The 17,887-nt window shown below is 52.8% G+C and carries 23 protein-coding genes, 1 tRNA gene and 2 pseudogenes; 15 read left to right on the top strand and 11 right to left on the bottom strand.

What is annotated here, in order from left to right:
• The first annotated feature begins 12 nt into the window (after positions 1–12).
• Positions 13–459, top strand: a complete 447-nt coding sequence (locus tag E3E29_RS03855; RefSeq protein WP_240922773.1) for a hypothetical protein — start codon at positions 13–15, stop codon at positions 457–459.
• A gap of 13 nt (positions 460–472) precedes the next feature.
• Here the strand turns inward: E3E29_RS03855 and E3E29_RS03850 are convergent, their stop codons facing one another.
• Together E3E29_RS03850 and E3E29_RS03845 are read right to left on the bottom strand one after the other, a co-directional pair.
• On the bottom strand, positions 473–1,798 hold the full coding sequence (locus E3E29_RS03850) for an RsmB/NOP family class I SAM-dependent RNA methyltransferase (RefSeq protein ID WP_167909536.1): 1,326 nt from the start codon (positions 1,796–1,798) through the stop codon (positions 473–475).
• Position 1,799: 1 nt separating this feature from the next.
• Entirely contained in the window at positions 1,800–2,411 is a 612-nt protein-coding gene (locus tag E3E29_RS03845; RefSeq protein ID WP_167909888.1) for an METTL5 family protein, read from the bottom strand.
• Positions 2,412–2,487: 76 nt separating this feature from the next.
• On the opposite strand from E3E29_RS03845, the pseudogene E3E29_RS11765 reads away from it, so the two are divergent.
• The 4 genes and pseudogenes from E3E29_RS11765 to E3E29_RS03830 form a co-directional block, all read left to right on the top strand.
• Positions 2,488–3,083: pseudogene (locus tag E3E29_RS11765) on the top strand (RAD55 family ATPase); the annotation flags it as partial.
• The gene (locus E3E29_RS11760; protein WP_342764676.1) at positions 3,072–3,824 is read left to right on the top strand and encodes an ATPase domain-containing protein; all 753 of its coding nucleotides are present in this window, start codon (positions 3,072–3,074) and stop codon (positions 3,822–3,824) included. The pseudogene E3E29_RS11765 and the gene E3E29_RS11760, both read left to right, overlap by 12 nt.
• A 1-nt stretch (position 3,825) precedes the next feature.
• Complete coding sequence (locus tag E3E29_RS03835; RefSeq protein ID WP_240922771.1) at positions 3,826–4,131, top strand: NitrOD5 domain-containing protein; 306 nt, start codon at positions 3,826–3,828, stop codon at positions 4,129–4,131.
• A complete protein-coding gene (locus tag E3E29_RS03830) occupies positions 4,121–4,375 on the top strand; it encodes a hypothetical protein (RefSeq protein ID WP_167909534.1) in 255 nt (84 codons plus the stop codon). Before E3E29_RS03835 ends, E3E29_RS03830 begins: the two co-directional genes overlap by 11 nt.
• On the opposite strand, the gene E3E29_RS03825 is transcribed toward E3E29_RS03830, so the two are convergent.
• Positions 4,356–6,146: a hypothetical protein gene (locus E3E29_RS03825; RefSeq protein ID WP_167909533.1), complete on the bottom strand. Its 1,791-nt coding sequence runs from the start codon at positions 6,144–6,146 to the stop codon at positions 4,356–4,358. The two genes, E3E29_RS03830 and E3E29_RS03825, sit on opposite strands and share 20 nt — an antisense overlap.
• 100 nt (positions 6,147–6,246) lie before the next feature.
• A complete protein-coding gene (gene dph2 / locus E3E29_RS03820; protein ID WP_167909887.1) occupies positions 6,247–7,272 on the bottom strand; it encodes a diphthamide biosynthesis enzyme Dph2 in 1,026 nt (341 codons plus the stop codon).
• Between the two features lie 88 nt (positions 7,273–7,360).
• Between dph2 and E3E29_RS03815 the strand changes: the two are divergent.
• The 9 genes and pseudogenes from E3E29_RS03815 to E3E29_RS03775 all read left to right on the top strand — a co-directional run bounded on the left by E3E29_RS03815 (position 7,361) and on the right by E3E29_RS03775 (position 12,762).
• A pseudogene (locus tag E3E29_RS03815) lies at positions 7,361–7,701 on the top strand (heavy metal-binding domain-containing protein).
• A 2-nt stretch (positions 7,702–7,703) separates the two neighbouring features.
• Positions 7,704–8,426 carry a YhfC family glutamic-type intramembrane protease gene (locus E3E29_RS03810; RefSeq protein WP_167909886.1) on the top strand — a complete coding sequence of 241 codons (723 nt, stop codon included), beginning with the start codon at positions 7,704–7,706 and terminating at the stop codon, positions 8,424–8,426.
• A 6-nt stretch (positions 8,427–8,432) separates the two neighbouring features.
• Positions 8,433–8,792 carry a PadR family transcriptional regulator gene (locus E3E29_RS03805; protein WP_167909531.1) on the top strand — a complete coding sequence of 120 codons (360 nt, stop codon included), beginning with the start codon at positions 8,433–8,435 and terminating at the stop codon, positions 8,790–8,792.
• A 166-nt stretch (positions 8,793–8,958) separates the two neighbouring features.
• A complete protein-coding gene (locus tag E3E29_RS03800) occupies positions 8,959–9,585 on the top strand; it encodes a DUF1648 domain-containing protein (protein WP_240922742.1) in 627 nt (208 codons plus the stop codon).
• 229 nt (positions 9,586–9,814) lie between these two features.
• Positions 9,815–10,312, top strand: a complete 498-nt coding sequence (locus E3E29_RS03795) for a hypothetical protein (RefSeq protein ID WP_206205756.1) — start codon at positions 9,815–9,817, stop codon at positions 10,310–10,312.
• A gap of 59 nt (positions 10,313–10,371) precedes the next feature.
• Positions 10,372–11,130: a class I SAM-dependent methyltransferase gene (locus E3E29_RS03790; protein ID WP_167909530.1), complete on the top strand. Its 759-nt coding sequence runs from the start codon at positions 10,372–10,374 to the stop codon at positions 11,128–11,130.
• Positions 11,131–11,150: 20 nt separating this feature from the next.
• The gene (locus tag E3E29_RS03785; protein WP_342764658.1) at positions 11,151–11,597 is read left to right on the top strand and encodes a PspC domain-containing protein; all 447 of its coding nucleotides are present in this window, start codon (positions 11,151–11,153) and stop codon (positions 11,595–11,597) included.
• A 1-nt stretch (position 11,598) separates the two neighbouring features.
• Positions 11,599–11,835, top strand: a complete 237-nt coding sequence (locus E3E29_RS03780; RefSeq protein WP_167909529.1) for a hypothetical protein — start codon at positions 11,599–11,601, stop codon at positions 11,833–11,835.
• Entirely contained in the window at positions 11,836–12,762 is a 927-nt protein-coding gene (locus tag E3E29_RS03775; protein ID WP_167909528.1) for a triphosphoribosyl-dephospho-CoA synthase, read from the top strand. It abuts the gene before it with no gap.
• On the opposite strand, the gene E3E29_RS03770 is transcribed toward E3E29_RS03775, so the two are convergent.
• From E3E29_RS03770 to E3E29_RS03760, 3 genes are read right to left on the bottom strand one after another with little or no spacing between them, the layout of a single operon-like run.
• On the bottom strand, positions 12,746–13,027 hold the full coding sequence (locus E3E29_RS03770) for a family 4A encapsulin nanocompartment shell protein (RefSeq protein ID WP_167909527.1): 282 nt from the start codon (positions 13,025–13,027) through the stop codon (positions 12,746–12,748). The two genes, E3E29_RS03775 and E3E29_RS03770, sit on opposite strands and share 17 nt — an antisense overlap.
• 44 nt (positions 13,028–13,071) lie before the next feature.
• Positions 13,072–13,713: a neutral amino acid NAAT transporter SnatA gene (snatA, locus tag E3E29_RS03765; RefSeq protein WP_167909526.1), complete on the bottom strand. Its 642-nt coding sequence runs from the start codon at positions 13,711–13,713 to the stop codon at positions 13,072–13,074.
• A 39-nt stretch (positions 13,714–13,752) separates the two neighbouring features.
• Positions 13,753–14,163 (bottom strand): OsmC family protein, encoded by a 411-nt coding sequence (locus tag E3E29_RS03760; RefSeq protein ID WP_167909883.1) that lies wholly within the window; start codon positions 14,161–14,163, stop codon positions 13,753–13,755.
• Positions 14,164–14,221: 58 nt separating this feature from the next.
• On the opposite strand from E3E29_RS03760, the gene E3E29_RS03755 reads away from it, so the two are divergent.
• Positions 14,222–15,061 carry a radical SAM protein gene (locus tag E3E29_RS03755; protein WP_167909525.1) on the top strand — a complete coding sequence of 280 codons (840 nt, stop codon included), beginning with the start codon at positions 14,222–14,224 and terminating at the stop codon, positions 15,059–15,061.
• Here the strand turns inward: E3E29_RS03755 and E3E29_RS03750 are convergent.
• The 4 genes from E3E29_RS03750 to rpsJ all read right to left on the bottom strand — a co-directional run bounded on the left by E3E29_RS03750 (position 15,058) and on the right by rpsJ (position 17,853).
• The gene (locus E3E29_RS03750) at positions 15,058–15,828 is read right to left on the bottom strand and encodes a gamma-glutamyl-gamma-aminobutyrate hydrolase family protein (protein WP_342764657.1); all 771 of its coding nucleotides are present in this window, start codon (positions 15,826–15,828) and stop codon (positions 15,058–15,060) included. The two genes, E3E29_RS03755 and E3E29_RS03750, sit on opposite strands and share 4 nt — an antisense overlap.
• Before the next feature lie 91 nt (positions 15,829–15,919).
• On the bottom strand, positions 15,920–17,185 hold the full coding sequence (locus tag E3E29_RS03745) for a PLP-dependent aminotransferase family protein (RefSeq protein ID WP_167909523.1): 1,266 nt from the start codon (positions 17,183–17,185) through the stop codon (positions 15,920–15,922).
• Positions 17,186–17,442: 257 nt separating this feature from the next.
• Positions 17,443–17,528, bottom strand: a tRNA-Ser gene (locus tag E3E29_RS03740).
• A gap of 16 nt (positions 17,529–17,544) precedes the next feature.
• Positions 17,545–17,853: a 30S ribosomal protein S10 gene (gene rpsJ / locus E3E29_RS03735; protein ID WP_167909522.1), complete on the bottom strand. Its 309-nt coding sequence runs from the start codon at positions 17,851–17,853 to the stop codon at positions 17,545–17,547.
• Between the last annotated feature and the right edge of the window lie 34 nt (positions 17,854–17,887).

Genomic DNA, 17,887 nt, shown 5'->3' with positions numbered 1-17,887 from the left:
TCTCATGGAGTGATGGATATGAAGACCTGGGAAGGGGTCAAGATGTATGAAAACGTTGTCTGCAAATCATCGGAGGATCTCTTTCTGCTCATCCAGGAAGCACTCCGCATAGGGGACGGGGCCCTCGTTAGGGTGTTCCTATCGAGCGGAAACTACTACTTCCACCTCCTCTTTGACGATGAGAAGCTCCTCCTTGGGGAGGCGCGTTCGCTGAGGACGAACGGCAGAATAACCGGAAGGGCTATGCTGGGTATGCTCATGGAAACCCTCAAAGGGCCGTTCGTGGCCGACGTCATGGCAGTTACGGACTCGGACATAAAGAACACCCTGCTGGCCAACATCGACCTGTACGAGGTGACCCCAAAAGTTCTTCTCTTTGAGATGTTCACACCGAAGCTTTGGCAGTCCCCCCTCACCCCCGAGTCGGGACTCGAATCAGAGCCCTCACTCTCGCTTTAATCAGGGGCTAAAATCAGCCCTTCTTTTCTATCAGCGTGTAGAAGAATCCTATGGTTTTATGTCTGTGGGGCCAGGCCCTCATAGTTCCTTCAAGGAAGCCAGGGTCGTAGGGCCCGCTTAAAGGTATGAGTTCAGCATCAGGGTGCCTCTCAAGGAACCACTTCACAACTTCCTCGTTCTCCTCCGGGAGTATCGAGCATGTCGAGTATAGAAGCCTTCCACCGGGCTTTAAAATTCTCCAGGCGCTCTCTATGAGCTCCTTCTGAAGGGCAACCACCTTGGAGATATTCTTCTCGCGGAGGCGCCACCTAAGCTCCGGGTTTTTGGCTATCGTGCCGTCGCTGGTGCAGGGGGCGTCGAGGAGGATCCTATCTACCGTTTCTTCGCCGAGGATTTCGGGGGCTTTTCTTCCATCGGCTTTGATGACTTCGGCGATTTCAACACCGGTTCTCCTGAGAACCTCGTTCATGCGCTTTATCCTGGCTTTATCAACGTCGAAGGCATAGATTCTACCCTTGTTGTTCATGAGTTCGGCCATGTGGGCCGTTTTTCCCCCAGGGGCCGCCGCCAAATCAACCACCGTTTCGCCCGGCTTGGGGGATAGGACGAGAGAAGCAGCTGCCGCGGCCTCCTCCTGGGCTATTGCCCAGCCTTTATTGAAGAGCCACTCGGGGTTGAAGGGGTCGAGGATTCTGATGACGGTCTCAACCCTCTCGCTCCTCTCGAAGCGGACGCTTTTCTTTCTCAAATAGTTCTCCACCTCTTCCATGCTCGCCTTCAAGCGGTTTATCCTTATGCTTGTCGGAAGGGTCTCGTTTAGCGCCTTAAGAAGCTCCTCGGCCTCCTCTCCAAGGAGGCCACGCATCCTCGCTATGAACCACTCGGGAAACAGGTAGCCCCACTTCAGCCGCTTCTCTTCGGAGTCTATCACAGGCACGTATTCGAGAATTCTCGGCAGGAGGTCGTAGTAGTAATAGCCCACGTATGGATGGGTTCTCTTCGAGAGGAACTGGGCGATGCCTTTGAGGTGCTGGAAGGTCTTCTCGTTTGGGTCGCGGAAGACCGCCACTTCAACGGCCACCCTCAAAGCCGCCCTCAGCCAGGGGTCGAGGATGAGGGGAGAAACGCCGATGAGTCCCTCAATGACCTCGTCTATTAATCCCAAGCGCCTCTGAATGGAGTAGAATATACCAGTCAGCTTAGAGTTCTCCCAGCCATCGATTCTGTACTTTGCGAAGGCCTTCCTCTTCGCCCCCTGGCTGGGCTTTACCTCTTCACCGAGCTTGACTGCCTCAATTATGGCATAAAGCTGTCGGTCGCTGAGCTTGAGCTTCCCCATCTCAACCCCTCTCAAAGCGGTAGATGTCAACCATTATCCTCTCGAGCCTCTTCCGGTGAAAGTGAAACTGCGCCGGAATCTCGAAGGGTAAGGTCAGGCGGTGGGTGATCTTAAAACCGTTGTCCCTGGTGAAGGCCTCTATGAAACCCCGCACCTCTGGCTTTGCAAGGTGGATTGAGTAGAGGATGTCGCTCACCTCGAAGGCCTTGATGAGGAAGGGTCTGTCGGCGTGTGGTTTCTGGCTCCCAAAGGGGGGGTTCATTACTACGGTATCCACGATCTTTGAGAACTCCGAAACGTCGGCGTTTACGAACTTGATTTTCTCTTCAACGCCGAGCGAGCGAGCGTTTTCCCGGGCGATTTCGAGGGCTTTTTTATCTGTTTCAACTGCATAGACCTTTTCTGCACCCATTAGAACTGCGCCGATGCTCAAAACCCCCGTTCCCGCCCCCAAATCCGCGATAACCTTTCCCTCTATCTCGCCGAGAGAGTAAGCTAACCAGAGCAGCTCAGCGGCAATATCGCCGGGAGTCCTGTACTGCTCCAGTTCCGGTTTAGGACTCTCAAAGCCCCTAAGCTTTGAAAGGAGCATCGCGAGGTGTTTTTTCTTCATTCTCACGTTCATGCCACGAACCTTTAGGGAAACCTGTTTATATCCTTAGCGCATCATTGCATCATGGGGGATAGCGATGGAGCTGATACCAACAGAGATACCTAGTCTTGACAAGGCCCTCAACGGTGGATTTTCGAGGAGTTCGACTATTCTTCTTGCAGGAAACCCTGGTGCGGGGAAGACACACTTGGCAATCCACGTTCTCTACAACAACATGGAGAAGGGGTTTACATTTCCTTTGCGGAGACGAAGAAGCAGTTCTACAGGAACGCACTCCAGAGCGGGATTGATCTCCAGAAGATGGAGGATGCCGGCCTCTTCAGGTTCTACGACATGCTGACGGTTCCCAAGGACGAGCTTGAGGGTATGATCGCGTATCTCATAAATGACATCGTCGAGTTCAGGCCCGATATAATAGTTTTTGACTCCGTTACGGTCTTTGGTCAGATGTTCGGTGAGGAGTACCTGCGCTCCTTCCTCCACTCCATCATAGGGCGCCTCGTAAATGCCTTCGACGCCCTGGCCATCCTCATAGACGAGATACCCTATGGCGAGAAGATGGTGGGCTTTGGCCTTGAGGAGTTCGTCGTTGACGGCGTTATAGTTCTCGAGCTTGAGAGGATGGGCGAGGTGATAAGGAGGTACCTCACGATTCCGAAGATGCGCGGCAGGCCGCTCAAGCGCTCCGCCTACGAGTACGTGATAACAGAGAGGGGCCTTGAGGTCCTTGCCATCCCCGAGCTTGAGTTCACCGAGCGCGAAGCTCTAAAGTCCCGCTTTGAGACGGGAATCCCCGGCATGGACGAACTCCTTGGGGGCGGCATCTACGAGGGGAGCATAACGCTCATAGCTGGCCCAACGGGTTCAGGAAAGACGATACTCGCCCTCAACCTTGCCTCAAACCTCTCCAAATCCGGAAAAAAGGTTCTCTACATAGCCTACGAGGAGAGCCTAGCTGCTCTAAGGGACACCCTGGAAAAGCTCGGCCTCGAGGAGAACTTCAGGATAGTCTCAATGGTTCCGGAGGGGAGGACTCCCGTCGAGTACTACGCCCTCATAAGGGAGCTCGTTGAAAAGGAGGGCTTTGACGTCCTCGTTATAGACTCCCTCTCCGCAATGCAGAGCCACATGGACGGGAAGGAGTTCATAAAAGCAGTTCGCTACCTCCAGCTCCTGACGAAGGAGAAGGGGGTAACCTTCATACTAACCTACATTACCAGGAGCACCTACAAGCTCGCAACCACGGGCTTCAGCACCATTGTGGACAGCCTGGTATTCCTGACCTATGACGTGCCCGAAAAGGTCGGGGAATCCCTACGGAGGCACGTCCTCGTGCTCAAGGCGAGGCGCTCGAAGAACGACCCAACGCTGAAGGACTTCACCATTGGCGAAGGGGGAATAAGTATTGAGTGAGATGAAGGCCGAGCTCAACCGGGCCCTCATAGTTGCCACAGTGAGGGAGCTCCTAACCCAGTTTGGCCCCCATTTCCTACCAACTCTCGAGGCCTACTTAAATGCCAAATACAACGCAACCCTTGATATCGCCGGCGAAGACCCTTCGAAGTTCTATAGAGCTGTGGAGGAGCTCTTCGGGGAGTTCGGGGCATCAATGTTCTTCTACACTCTACTGATGGAGCTCCACCTCAAGCCGGATAAGAGGGATAAGGAAACCGTGATCTCCACCCTGAAGAAGTTTGCAGGTGTTGAGAATGGTGAGTGAGCTCATCCGCGTCCTCAAGGAGAAGTACTCCTTCCTCTCGGTGATGCTGGAGAGCATAGAGAGGGCTATTGCGGACATAGAAGGAGGCAAGAATCCCGAAGAGATTTATTACACCCTAACCACCTTCCTCGGAGAGTTCCCAACGAGGGCCATTCTCCAGAAGCTGGCCGACGAGAAGGGCCTCGGAATAAAAGTCAAGGATAAGGAGAGCGCCGTTGAGGCCATCAAGATGCTCGGTGAGTAACCAGGCCCCTTGACTTCGAGGCCATCTCCTCTAAGATTCTTATCGCGAGCTTCTGCTCGTCTGGTGAGGCGGTCTTTTTGATCCTTTTGAGCAGGGGCACGTACTCCTTGAGGAGGTCCACCTTTTCTGTGGGAACTGAGGCGACGATGGCATCAAACACCATTAACGCGTCGAATCTGAACTCATCATCTTCGAGGAACCCATTCAGCCCAGAGAGGACCACCCTGGCTGTCTTCTCGTCCCAGGTTTCCAGAAAGTAGTAGCTGAAGAACTCCAGCGCGGGCACGGTTCTCTCCTTCTCTCCGGAGAGGTAGTCCTCCAGGAACTTCCCGACTATCTCATCCCCCCTCCTGCTCTTCAAAGCCAGAGTTGCCAGGGTCTTCACGGCCCTTATCCGCATCCATCTGTTTCTCGTCGAGTGGGCAACCTCGAAGAGCTTCCCCACAACAGGCTCCAGAATGAAGGTGGCTTTCGGTTCGACTTTCTCGGCGAGCTTTGAGAGTGCCCAGAGGGCGTCCATTTTCTCAAACTTGTCCCCTTCCTCAAGCTTTCTCTCCAGCTCAAAGACCGCTTCCGGCTTTCTCAGCGCCAGCTCCGTAAGTTCGGAAGCTTTTCCAGAGGTTATCGCCTTTTCCAGCTCCTTTTTGGTATCTTCATCGGGCATCTTGGAGGTTTGTTCTGGTATTTCAATGTTTTTGGTCAGCTTTTCAAGGTCAATCTTTCCACCCTTGAACTTGTAGAGGTTGGGTATGTTTATGGTTTTCTGAGCTTTCCTCTCCTGTGGTATGAATGGGTATTTCGGTTCAGGTAGGACCCTCTCGTTTATCTTCAACCTCTTCTTCTCCATCCTCTCAAGCTCCTGTGCCACCCAGTTGAGCACGTAGGTGTCCCCCACTGCTAGGGCAAGGTCAATTGCCTCGTAAAAGCGCTCGTTTATCAAAAGCTCCTGGATTTTTCTCCTTGCTTCCTCGGGCCGGTCTTTGTAGTATCTGTATGCGGCATCCTCAAGCTTCTCTGCAACGAGCCGCGCCTTGTCGCTTACTTCGGATTGTTCTTGTAATGCAAGGTTCTTCACGAGGGTCAGAACACCGGCGACGTCATCAACGAATTCCTCACGCAGAGGATGATGGGTTATTTCGAGGAGCAGGTTCAGGGCGAAGTCCACCAGAAGAGTATCCTCCATGGTTAGCATGTCCCGAACTTCATAAAAAATCGTCTTCAATAGAGAGGGATCGCCCGTGTATGCGCTCGTGTTTAGGAGGAGCTTGAGTCCCATTGCCTTAAGCCTGAGATTCTTGGAGCGGAGGAGCCTGGCTATAACGTCGTGAACTCTCGGATCCGAGGAGGTAATTCTAACGTTCTCAAGAATAGGTGGAATTTCCAGGAGGATCATCTCGTTCCTGCGCGCCTTTATGATGTCTTTGAGCGCGTGGCCGAGCTTCACGAAGCTCTCAGGGTCAAGAGGGAGTCCAGCAATAAGGGCTTTTATTGCCCTGAGGGCGTAGATTGAAACTCTATCATCCTTTTCCAGTGCCAGTGTTATCAAGCCGTCAAAGGTCTTCTTTAGAAGTCTAAGGCGCATTATGTCGGGCATTTTCTTTAGGGCTTCCTCAAGGGCCATAACTGCCGCCAGCTTTATTTCAGGGTCCTTGCTGTATAGAAAAGACAGCAGGGCAGTTAAGGCTTCCCCGTTGTTAAGAACTAACTCAGATGTCTTTTTAATCTTCCCAGAATTAAGGTACTCCTCGAGGAGCTTTGATTCTCCGGACACCGTGCACCGCCGTACTGTTTTCTACTTCAAACCTTATTAGGCTTTTGTAGTACGAACACAAAATATGAAAAATTTTAAAAAATTTTAACAGAGTGTCGGATCAGGAGTGTAGACTTATCCCAAGGGGCTCGTCTTCCTTTCTCTCCGCGCCGAGAATCTCGTCGAACTCGTAGTCTCCCCTAAGACCGAGCAGAATCTCAACTTCCCTTGGGGTCAGCACGGGCTTCCTCCAGTTCTCGTAGTCGTCTATCGGAACGCGTGGGCAGGCCACGACGACGTAGGCATCGAATTCGAAGCCTTCCAAAGCCTGATAGCTTATGTGGTTCATCGCCAAAAGCCTCGCGTACTTCCCGCGCTCGCGGAGGAGTTTAACTATCCTCTTCGCCTCTGAAAGTCTCAGCTGTCCCTTCTTCGTGCTCGTTATCACTCCAAAGCGCTGAGCGTCCATCGCCTTCGCTATCTGCGCCCACCTCTTCCTCACGAGCTTCTCCGCTTCCCCCTCCATCCATATCGCGTCGCTGGAGTAGGGGTTGATTGCGAGTGTCGGCTTCTTAACGGCCATAGCGACGCCTATCGGGTGGAAGTAGCCGGCACCGATGAAGAGAACGCCCTCAGCGTCAACCTTCGCCGCGCTGAAGTTGCACCCGAGAACCTGCCCCGGCCAGCTCACCCTTGAATCGCCCTTACCAACCAGCACATCAAAGCCGTTATTTTCCAGAAATTCCTTCGCCCGTTCAAGCTGGTGGATGTGTTGAGCCGTCGTGACGAGTGCTATCCTCTTTCCGAGCTTTCTGATTTCTTCAAGGTTTTTCTCAAGGGCTGGAACGACGTCCACCTTCGCAAACGCGGGCACGAAGATTGTAGGGACCTCAAGGTGGAGCGTCATGTAAGAGTGCCCGATGTGGGTCAGTACATCGCATCCTAATCTCTTTGCCTCTGTATCTGCCGGGTCGCAGGCGCCGTAGTTTATGTCCCCGCTTATTATTGCCTCGATTCCGTTCTCCTCAATGAAGTCCGCAAGCTCCTGTGCTTCCCTCTTGAGACCCTCTGGGGTCTGGATTAACACCCTGTGAGCGTTAAGCTCGCGGAGCTTTTTGAGGATCTCACCGAAGGGAATCTCGTGCATTCTATCACCTTTCTGACTTTTCCTCGAAAGCCTTAAATACTTCTTCATCGCCATATACCTCGAAGTTCGATGCATCGAGGTGATTGGTATGGAGACAGTTGGAGGCGTTATCGCCGTGACGACCGAGACGATTCCCAGCTACCGCATTGTGAAAACCCTGGGCATAGCAAGGGGAGGCGTCGTCATGGCAACCCATCTGAGGAGGGACATACTGGCTGGTCTCAGAAACCTAGTGGGAGGTGAGGTGAAGGAGTACACCGAGATGATGGCAAAGGCCAGAGAGATAGCCTTCCAGAGAATGGTTCAGAAGGCGGAGGAACTTGGAGCCAACGCGGTCGTTAATGTCCGTTTCGCCACGTCGAACGTCGGCTCAAGGATGGCGGAGGTCTACGCCTACGGACCGCGGTAGTTGTAGAGGGGGAGGAGTGAGAATGTATCTCCCGCCGTTTCCCATCCTCGGCGGACTCCTGGCCTGGGGCACGGTTTATTTCCTCGGCTTCAAGAAGCAGAAATGGGCCGAGCTGATTCTCGGTGGAGTTGCCTTCCTTCTCGCAATGGTCATTCAGAACCCAATCCAGCAGTTCCCGCTCCTTGGAATGGGGATACGAAGCAACGCCGATGTGATTGCACGGGGGACGGCGTTTACTCTTGGCGTTGCCATCTGGGTGGGCATCGTCGCTGGCTTCGTCCAGGAGGGAGTTAAGTACCTCCTTGTCAAAGATAAGGGTACCAGAACGGCTCTATTCGTCGGCCTAGGCTTCGGGATTACCGAGGTTCTCTTCGTTGCAGTTACACCGATCATCGCAGTGGCAGCCACGGGAGGAAAAATCGACGTTCCGGTTTTCCAGGCGCTTCTCTCGATGGTAGAGCGCTACTTTGCGGTCCTCTTCCACGTCGGCACCACGGTTTACCTAGCTTACGCGGCCAGGAACGGCTTCGGGAAAAAGGGCTATCTTGAGATGACCGTCCTTCACGGCTTCGTTGATACGCTAGCGGCCTACGGTCAGCTGCTCTTCTTGGAAAGTAAAGAGCTGGCGATGAAGTTCACCACCGGTCTGGAGGTCATCTTTGCGGTCATATCAATAGCTTTAATCGTCTACACATTGCCATTTGCCAGGATAAAGGAACCCGAGGAAGAGACGGTAATCTGGTGAGAGGCGTTGCTTGGAAAGGGCGAGGAGAAAGCACTCAAGAAGCTCAGAAAGGAGCTCCGCTCCGGCCTCTACTCATTTTTAGTGCTCTCAGTTCTTGAGAGGGAGGGCGAACTCCACGGCTACGCAATACGGAAGAGGCTGGAGGAGCTGAGCGATGGGAAATTAGTGCCGAGCGAAGGAGCATTGTACGACCTCCTGAAGAGCCTCAGGAAGCTCGGCCTCCTCCGGGACAGCTGGGCCGAAGTTGGGGGGAGGCCAAGGAAGTACTACTCCATCACAGAGACGGGAAGGAGAGTTCTTGCACAGCTCAGAGATGAGGTAAAAGCTATCGAGTCCGTTCTTGGGAAGCTGGGGGGAGTTGAATGAGTGAGCTGGTCTTCGAAATCTTTATCTCACTTACCCTATTGGCCGCGGGGTTGCTGACCTTCGCCTTCAGGAACAAAAGGAACTACTTCATCGGCTTCAGGGTGGGCTACACTTATATGTCTGATAAAGCGTGGAGGGAAAAACCAACACCTTTGTGGGTGTGTCCATGGTTTCCCTCTTGGCCTTCCTCTTCGGGTTGTCCCTCACCGGTGTGGACATAGTGACCTTTACCCTCTTAATGCTGGCGGGCATCCTCGTTGTTATCGTGGCCGGATTCCGGATTGCAAAGAGGGCATATGAAGAGGAGGAACTCTCAATCCAGGCTCCAGAGAAGCCGGGAGAGGTAATCAGGGTCAATGTTAGGCCTTACCTCTTATCCCAGTTGCTGGCGATGGGGGTTTACTTCCTCCTTGCGGCCCTGCTGTGGGATAAACTGCCGGGGAGGGTTGCTATCCACTCCAACGCTTCCGGGAAGCCGGACAGCTTCGCCTCAAAGACCCTTGGTGTTCTATTGTTTCCCCTGGTGGTTTACCCGCTTTTCCTCGCTGTGACTTACTTCCTTCAGGAGCCGGCCTTCGCACCCCAGCTGAGGTTCAGTGAGAGGGGGTGGAAGGCCTTCGCGGAGTTCATGACCTTTATGGCCCTGGGGCTGGTCTTCTTGGATGCCCTACTCCTGCTCTACAACGCCGGATACATCCCGTCCGGTTGGATTGGATACTCGGTCTGGGTTTTCCTGGCCGTTACATTTGGGATGATCTTCAGGCTTTTGCGGGAGAGGGGGGAGGGAGCTTGAATCCCTACTTCATCCTCAGGGTTCTCTACGGCGTTTTCCTTGGACTGGCTTTCATGATAGGAGGCATACTGACCGCAACCTCAAGGGCGAACCGGGGATAGGGTTCAGAATCGGATACACCTACCTCAGCGAGCAGGCTAGGAAAAAAGCGAACAAGATAACTGGAATCGGCCTGATAGTACTTGGTGTACTGTTTATCCTCTCCTCCTTCTTCCTGCCGCTTTACGGCATGTCCGTCCTACTCATAGGGGGAGTCACCGTTGTCCTTGCGATCGGCTACGTCGTGGCCAGGCGCGAGTACGAGCTTGAAGACATCTCAAGAGAAGCGCCAGAAAAGCCAGGAAAAAGCATAGAGCCGCCCAGGTTCGGAAAGTACTTAGTTGCACAGCTGGTCCTCGCTTTTCTTCTCCTGCTCATGTCCCCGAAGCTTCCGAGGGGCATGGCCATTGTCCTTGGCTCAATGATGGCCCTCTTCATGGGCCTAACGCTCCTTGCATCCCGGCCGTTTGTCTTCCAGCTCGCTCCAAAGTTTTCAGGGATAATGGCGCGCGGCTTTACAAAGGCCCTCACGATCTTCTCTGCGCTCTTGACATTTGGAGCCTTTCTGGTATGGATGGGCTTTGACAATGACATTCTAGGAATACTGCTCATTCCGATTTTTCTGCTAGTGATTTTCTACGCGGCATACGTCATGCTGACTTCTGCCTATGAGGAAGGATACTATTAATCGGGCCTATCTCCCGTTATCTTTAAATAATTTCACCAATTTTCTTTCGTGGTGATACCATGTCCCTTGAGGGGCTCTACAAATACGCTAGGAACTACATGGAGCCGAACAACGAAGGCGCCCGAAAGAGGTTCAAAGGGCTCGTGGAGTTCTTCAAAAACCCCGACTTACCAAGGGGTGGGCGGATTCTCGATCTCTGTGCCGGGACTGGGATAGTGGGTACCGCCCTTGCCAAGGCAACGGGGGCTAGGGGTTTGACCCTCGTCGACCTCAGGGGAGAGGACCTTGGAAGGGTCTGCGAGTGGCTGGAAATTGGGGGGGTAAACGTCGACGTCGAGACCGTTGAAGGAGACATCCGGGAGCTTCCAGAGCTGGTGGGGGAGCATGACATAGCGACCCTCTTCGGGAACACAATGATACACTTCGACCCCTTTGATGCCGTGAAGATTTTCTCCGGCGTTGCCTCGGTTCTGAGCAATGACGGGGTTTTCATGATCGAGGACACGGACAGAGTCTACCGCTTCCTCTACCTCGTAGGATACAAGGAGTTCTTCGTGGAGCAGAGGGGAGAGGACTACAGCCTGGCCTCGGTACACGAGGGCTATGACATCAGACGGGGCACGTTCAGGAGGAGCTACTACCTGCTCCCGGGCTTCAAAAAGGTGGGAACTTTCGACTACCACCACTGGGATCTGGCAACCCAGCTCGCCATTGGAAGCATCTTCTTCAGGGAATACCGCATGATAACCCCCGCGGAACATGGCTTCTCCAGGGTGGGACACGTGCTGGTATTCAAAGGGCCTAAGGAAAGCTTATAAGTTCCTGAAAGGATTACCCTTTGGGTGAGTACATGGAGAAAAGGCTTGTGCGCTCAAAGAAGGACCGCATGTTCCTGGGCGTGTTGGGCGGCCTTGCTGAGTACCTGAACGTAGACCCAACCCTGGTTAGGCTGGTATTCGTTATACTCCTCGTTTTCAATCCGGTCACGATGGTGATACTCTATCTCTTGGCCGCCATCGTCATACCCGAGGAGGGGGATGTAGAGGAGAAACCCGTTGAGGAGAGGCTCAACGACATCATGAAAGAGGCGGAAAAGGTAGTCTCCGGAGAGTCGGAGAATGAACTCCTAAAAATCCTAGCGATCGTCCTCATCCTAATCGGTGCCATGTACCTTGCAGTTTTCGCGCTGCCAGCGCTCTTCCTATTCCGCACACCTACCGGAACAAACCTACTGGCTATCCTCCTGATACTGCTCGGGATAATCCTCCTTTTCAGGGGTGACTGAAATGGGGAAGAAGCTCGGAGTCATCCTCGTCCTCCTCGGGTTTCTCCTCCTTTTAAAGCACTCTGCCCCTGGAATGGAGCTTAAAAGCCTCCTGGAACCCTACAGATACGCGATAAGGCAGTACTTCTGGGGAATAACTTTCATAGCCGCGGGCCTCTATTTGATAACTGAAAAGACCCTCCGAAAGGTCGTTTTGGCACTCTACATCATCTACCTACTCCTCTACCTGGTGGTGTGAATGGAGCGCTGGAGAATCGTTAAGGCATTCACCCTTGGCCCACTGCTTGAAGCCGTTATCCCCAAGCCGGGCAACGTGAACCGCTTCGCCGACTTCAGGGATTTAAGTCTCTACCACTTCCTCTTCGGCAACACCGCGGTTCTCCCGGTGTACTACGAGGCGGTCGAAACTGGGGAACTCGTCAGGAAGGGTATTATCATGCCAAACGAAGCGGGTATCGGGGAGCTGATTAAAAGAGCCGTCTCCGAGTCGAGGAAGATCCAGGACGCAAACCCAAACTTCGGTGTGATAACGCTTTCCATTCCCCTCATGATGGGCCTTGCAATGGCCAGGAACATAATGGAGGGGCCTGAAAAAGCGGCCATGCTCATCAGGGAGTCAACTGTTAGGGACACGATGGAGCTTTACAGGGCGATAAGGATAGCCAACCCAAAAGGCATCCCCAGCGGGGTCAAATACGACGTTTACAGCAACGACGCATTCAGGGAACTCTTCCGCGACGGGATCAACCTCTGGGCCCTCGCCGAGATGAGCTGTGAAAGGGAGCTGATATTCTGTGAGTGGATTAACTCATACAACCTATCCTACTCCACCGCAGACCTTCTGGTCGAGGAACTGAAGAAACACTCCCTTGAGGAGGCAGTCGTTAGAGTCTTTTTGCGCATTCTGTCGGAAAAGGTGGACACCCTAATCGCCAGAAAAGCGGGGGCAGAAGAAGCCAAGGCTGTAATGGAACGCGCGAAGAGGGCCCTAAGGGGGGAGATAAGTCTAGAGGAGTTCGACTCCTTCCTGCGCGAGAAAGGCGATCTGAGGAACCCCGGGAGCATCGCGGACATAGTTGCTGTTGCGACGAGTCTCCTGGTGGCTGCGGGTCTGAGGGTCAAGGTCAGAAATGGAAAAGTCTTTGGGGTTATAGGACAACCTTGAAGCGTTTGGCGCCCCCAAGTCCCATGCCAAGGGTTTTGCTGTCTATGACAACGGCGTCCCCCTCCAGTTCCTCTACGATCCTGACTCTGATTCCAGAGAGCTCGGCCACCTCCTCGTCTCCGCCGAACTCCTCGTTCACCTGCTCTCTAATGAATTCGTAGGCCTTCCTGCCAACCAGAACAACGTCCGGTTCATAGCCATCGAGCTTTAACTCGTTGGCCTTTTCTTCCACAGAGCTCAAGATTCTTATCAGGTTCCCTCTCATGGTATCACCAGAGCCAGTTGTCCCTTCGCGTATTAAACTTTCCCTCAGAGGCCAAAAGCTCCCTTTATACCGTTGATTATCATCTGAATCGCCATCGAGGTCAGTATGAGACCCATCATCCTCGTCATGACCTTGATGCCGACTCTTCCAAGCCGCTTCTGTATTCTGTTTGAGGAGCAGAGGATCAGCCACACCGTAAGGCCTATCGCCACTATGCTCCCTATCACCGTCGCCTTATTGGAAACGTGACCGCTTTTGGCCATGTAGAGCATGACCGTTGTTATAGCTCCAGGGCCGGAGATAAGTGGAATCGCGAGGGGGATTATGGCCACTTCCTCCAGCGTGATCACTTCTTCGCTGAACTTCTCGGTCTCCTCGGTGCTTATCTTTACAGATGACAGCTTTCCGGAGAGCATCTCCATGGCCATCTTGAAGAGGAGAATACCGCCGGCTATGGCGAACGCGTCAGTGGTTGATCCGAAGAACTTGAATATCCACTCGCCGATGAGTGCGAAGATGACGAGGGTCACGACAACGGTTATAGAAGTTTTCGTCGCTATCTCCCGCCTCTCTCTCCAAGATAGATCGTGGGTAACACTCAGGAAAACCGGAACGGCACCTATTGGATTCGTTATCGCGAACAGCCCACCGTAGAGAAGTATGAAATACTTGAGGAGACCTATCACGCTATCACCTAAGAATGAGGAGTGAAGGGGGTTAAAAAGCTACTCCTCGGGGAGAATCTCGAATGAGTACGTCAGCTCGGCCCCGCTGAGCTTGACGTGGGCCGAGGCGGAGCAGTACTTGTCCTGGCTGAGCTCTATAGCGCGCTTGGCCTTTTCCGGGTTCACGTTTCCCTTTATCCTGTAGTGGAGGTGCACCTTATTGTATATCCTTGGGTGCTCCTCCCTCCTCTCACCGCTTATCTCGACCTCTAGGCCCTCTACGGGCTCGCGCATCTTCTGGAGTATCATTACGACGTCGTAGGCCGTGCAGCCCGCAACACTCAGGAGGAGGAGCTTCATAGGACTTATTCCACCCTCTCCGAGTATCACAGAGCAGCTGTCGCTCTCAACGCGCCCAATGAACTGGTAATCCTTAAACCATTCAACCTTTCCCTTAACCGGTTCCGACATGAGCACCACCAACTCACCCTCGGGGAAGGCATTTAAATTAGTTTCCCAATTTGAGAGCATGTACATAAGGCCCTTCGACCCCTGGAAGGCGGAGCTCTGTACCTGCCCCTTCAAGTACACGCTGAACGTCTACACCGGCTGCGACCATGCCTGCGTCTACTGCTACATAACAAGCTACATCCCAAACGCCTTCCGTGTGAGGACTAAAGAAGGCCTTCTGCCAAAGCTGGAGCGGGAGCTGAGGAAGTTCGACAGGCGATACATAATAGCCCTCTCGTACTCCTCAGACCCCTATCCCACCGTGGAAAAGGAACTGGGGGTAACGCGGAAGGTGCTGGAGCTCTTCAGGAGATACGATGTCAGGTGCCTTCTACTCACAAAGTCTGACATCTTCGAGCGTGATTTGGACGTTTTGAGCGAGCTGAAGTGTGCTGTGGGAGTAACGGTTACAACCGTCGATGAACGGAAGACTAGACTTCTGGAGCCGAACGCTCCCTCCCCACGAGACAGAATTCGGGCGCTCAAGAAGGCGAAGGAAGCCGGGATCCCAGTTTACGCTCGCATAGACCCAATAATCCCGTTCTACACCTGGGAAGATTTCGACGAGACCCTCAATGCACTCTCGTTCGTTAGTCACATAACCGTCTCAACCCTCAAGCTCCGTCAAGACTCGAAAAAGAGGATGTTCGCCAAGTTTCCAGAGCTGATGAAAAAGCTGTGGCCGCTCTACGAGAAGGGAGAACGCATCGGTGGTTATTACTACTTGCCGCGCGAGCTGAGGTTTGAGATACTGAAAGAGGCGGAGAAGAAAATTCTAGAAAATGGAATCACCTTTGGTTCGTGCCGGGAAGGCTATCGCTCGTTTCCGAGCTGTGACGGCTCGCACTTGGTTCCTTAGCTTTTTGGCTCTTCAAGCTCTATGTTCTCTCTGTTTATGCGGCGGCGCTGGCTTTCTCTAGCTGCTTCGATGAACGCTTTGTAAAGACCATTCATCTCATCCAGGTATTCTGGCCGCCACTGAACCCCAATGTAGAACCCCTCATCCATCTCAATTGCCTCGGGAATTCCATCTATTGAAAAGGCGACGGGTTTAAAGCCCTCTCCAACCCTTTTTATGCCCTGGTGGTGGAAGCTGTTGACCTGGAGGAAGACCTCGTTCGTGCTCGATACGCTCAAGCTGTCTTTCAGGCTCTCATAGAGGTGGGTGGATGTCTTCATTCTTATGCTGTGGAGCCGCTGGAACGGACTGGTGTTACCGATGTCCCAGTCGTGTTTTATGGCCTTGGGTATCTCCTTTGCGAGGTCTTGGTAGAGATTCCCTCCTGTGGCAACGTTCATTATGTGCATTCCTCTGCTTATTCCAAGGACTGGAACCTCCGTTTTAAGGGCGTTTTTGAAGAGCTCTATCTCGAACTTGTCCCTGCTGTAGTCGACGTTTCCAAGATGGGGGCTGGGGTCCTCACCGTAGAAGTAGGGGTGGACGTCTGGACCATCCATGAGTACTATCCCATCGACAACGTTCGCAATGTCCAAGGGGTCACCTGAAGTGTCAAAAGCCGCTGGAATTCCCCCTGCTTTCCTCACAACCAAGAACTGTCTAGCGATTTCTGATAGATCTATTCCATTTCCTACTATGATTCCAATGAGCGGTTTCACTATCACCACCTTGGAGAGATGGGCGATTCTGTATAAAAACATTTGGAGCGGAAGGCCTTTGCAAATTGTGGAAATGAGAGGAAGAATAGAATTGGGCCTTTCAGCCCTTTATCCTCTGGAGTTCCTCTTCCACGACCTCTGCGAGCCGCTTCACGCCCTCGCGTATCTTTTCCTCCGGAACGTATGTGAAGTTGAGTCTCATGGCGTTCTTAACCTCTCTGTGGGCGAAGAAGGCCTCTCCAGGTACGTAGGCAACGCCTTTCGATACGGCCTTTTCGAGCATGAGCTTTGAGTCTATGCCTTCTGGAAGGGTTACCCACACGAACATTCCGCCATTGGGCTTTGTCCATCTGATTCCCTCTGGCATATACTCCTCAAGTGCCCCCAGCATGGCATCGCGTCTTGGCCTGTAGAACTCTACTATCTCGGGTATGTGTCTATCAAGATGGCCGTCCTCAACGTACTTCCAAGCTATTACCTGGCCAAGCATGTTGGTGCAGAGGTCAATGCTCTGTTTTGCTATCTCCATCTTCCTTATGAGGTGCGGATGAGCTGCTATCCAGCCAACCCTAAAGCCTGGGGCTAGTATCTTTGAGAATGTGCCTAGGTAGATGACTCTTCCATAGTCATCAAAGTGTTTTATTGGTGGAACTGGCTCACCTGAGTACCGAAGCTCCGTGTAGGGACTGTCCTCGACGATGAGGAAGTCATATTCATCAGCCAGTTCGACGAGCCTTTTTCTTCTCTCTACACTCATGGTGACGCCCATGGGGTTCTGGAATGTTGAGACGGTGTAGAGAACCTTAAGTCTCCTCCCCTCACGCTCAAGTTCGGTTAGCTTATCCTCGAGGATGTCCACGATCATCCCTTTGTCATCCATGGGTATTGAGAGGAACTCTGGGTCATAGTACTTGAAAGCCTGAATGGCCGCGAGGTACGTCGGTCCTTCAACCGCTATAACGTCGCCCGGGTTGATGAATACCCTTCCAATCAGGTCTAAAGCCTCCTGGGAGCCGGCGACGGTCATTATCTCAACTTTGCTCATTGGTATACCATAGCGCTTTTCCATCCACCTTGCGAGGGCGAGGCGCAGTGGAGTGAATCCTTTGGTCGTACCGTATTGAAGGGCTTTGTCAGCGTGCTTCTCAAGAACCTCCGAGGTTATGTTCTTTATAACTTCAACGGGGAAGGTCTCCGGGGCCGGAAGCCCACCGGCTAGACTTATAACATCGCTGGTCTCGACGAGTTTGAGGAGTTCCCTTATCTCTGAGGCCTTCATTTCCATGGCCTTCTTGGAGAAGAACGATTCAAAGTTCAAGGGCTTGGCGGCGAGCTTCTTTTCAAGTTTCTTTGCCTTTTCCTCCATCTCACTCACCCCAATGAACAATCATATTCATCCGTACTAACCTGTACAGAGAGAGTAGGAGATTAAGGTTATAAAGTTTTCTGAAAAAATCTCTTCTCCTCTTTCCATTCAACAAGGAAACATCTTAAAAAAATCAATCAATGTTAATGGTCTTGTTGATGCTTTAATGGACTAAATGGAGCTCTAGTGATGCTATTTTTCTTTGAGACTGGAGCTGGAATTCACTGCGAGAGCTATTAATTTGCATTAGAATCTTTTGGCGCCGGGGCAGGGATTTGAACCCTGGTGGGCAGAGCCCACTGGCTCTCCAGGCCAGCGCCTTCCCAGGCTAGGCTACCCCGGCGCATAAATAAGAGGAATTAGGAGATGAGCTCGATCTCAATGGTGACATCCTCGGGAACGCGGATGCGCATAATCTGGCGCATCGCCCTCTCATCCGCCTCGATGTCGACGAGCCTCTTGTGAACACGAAGCTCGAACTTGTCAAAGGTGGCGGTGCCCTCTCCGTCTGGGCTCTTTCTGGTGGTTATCCTTATCCTCTTGGTCGGGAGCGGTATTGGGCCGCTCATTCTGACACCGGTTCTCTCGGCGATCTGCTTGATCTGGTCTGTGACATCGTTGAGGGCCTTAATGTCCGTGCTTGCAAGCTTAATCCTTGCCTTCTGCATTCCAGTCCCCCCTAAGCATTAAAGGATGTAAAGG

Source organism: Thermococcus sp. Bubb.Bath (assembly GCF_012027595.1).
In the GTDB taxonomy this organism is placed as follows: domain Archaea; phylum Methanobacteriota_B; class Thermococci; order Thermococcales; family Thermococcaceae; genus Thermococcus.
The sequence above is the reverse complement of the archived record's forward strand: the minus strand, read 5'-3'. Positions and strand labels throughout refer to the sequence as shown.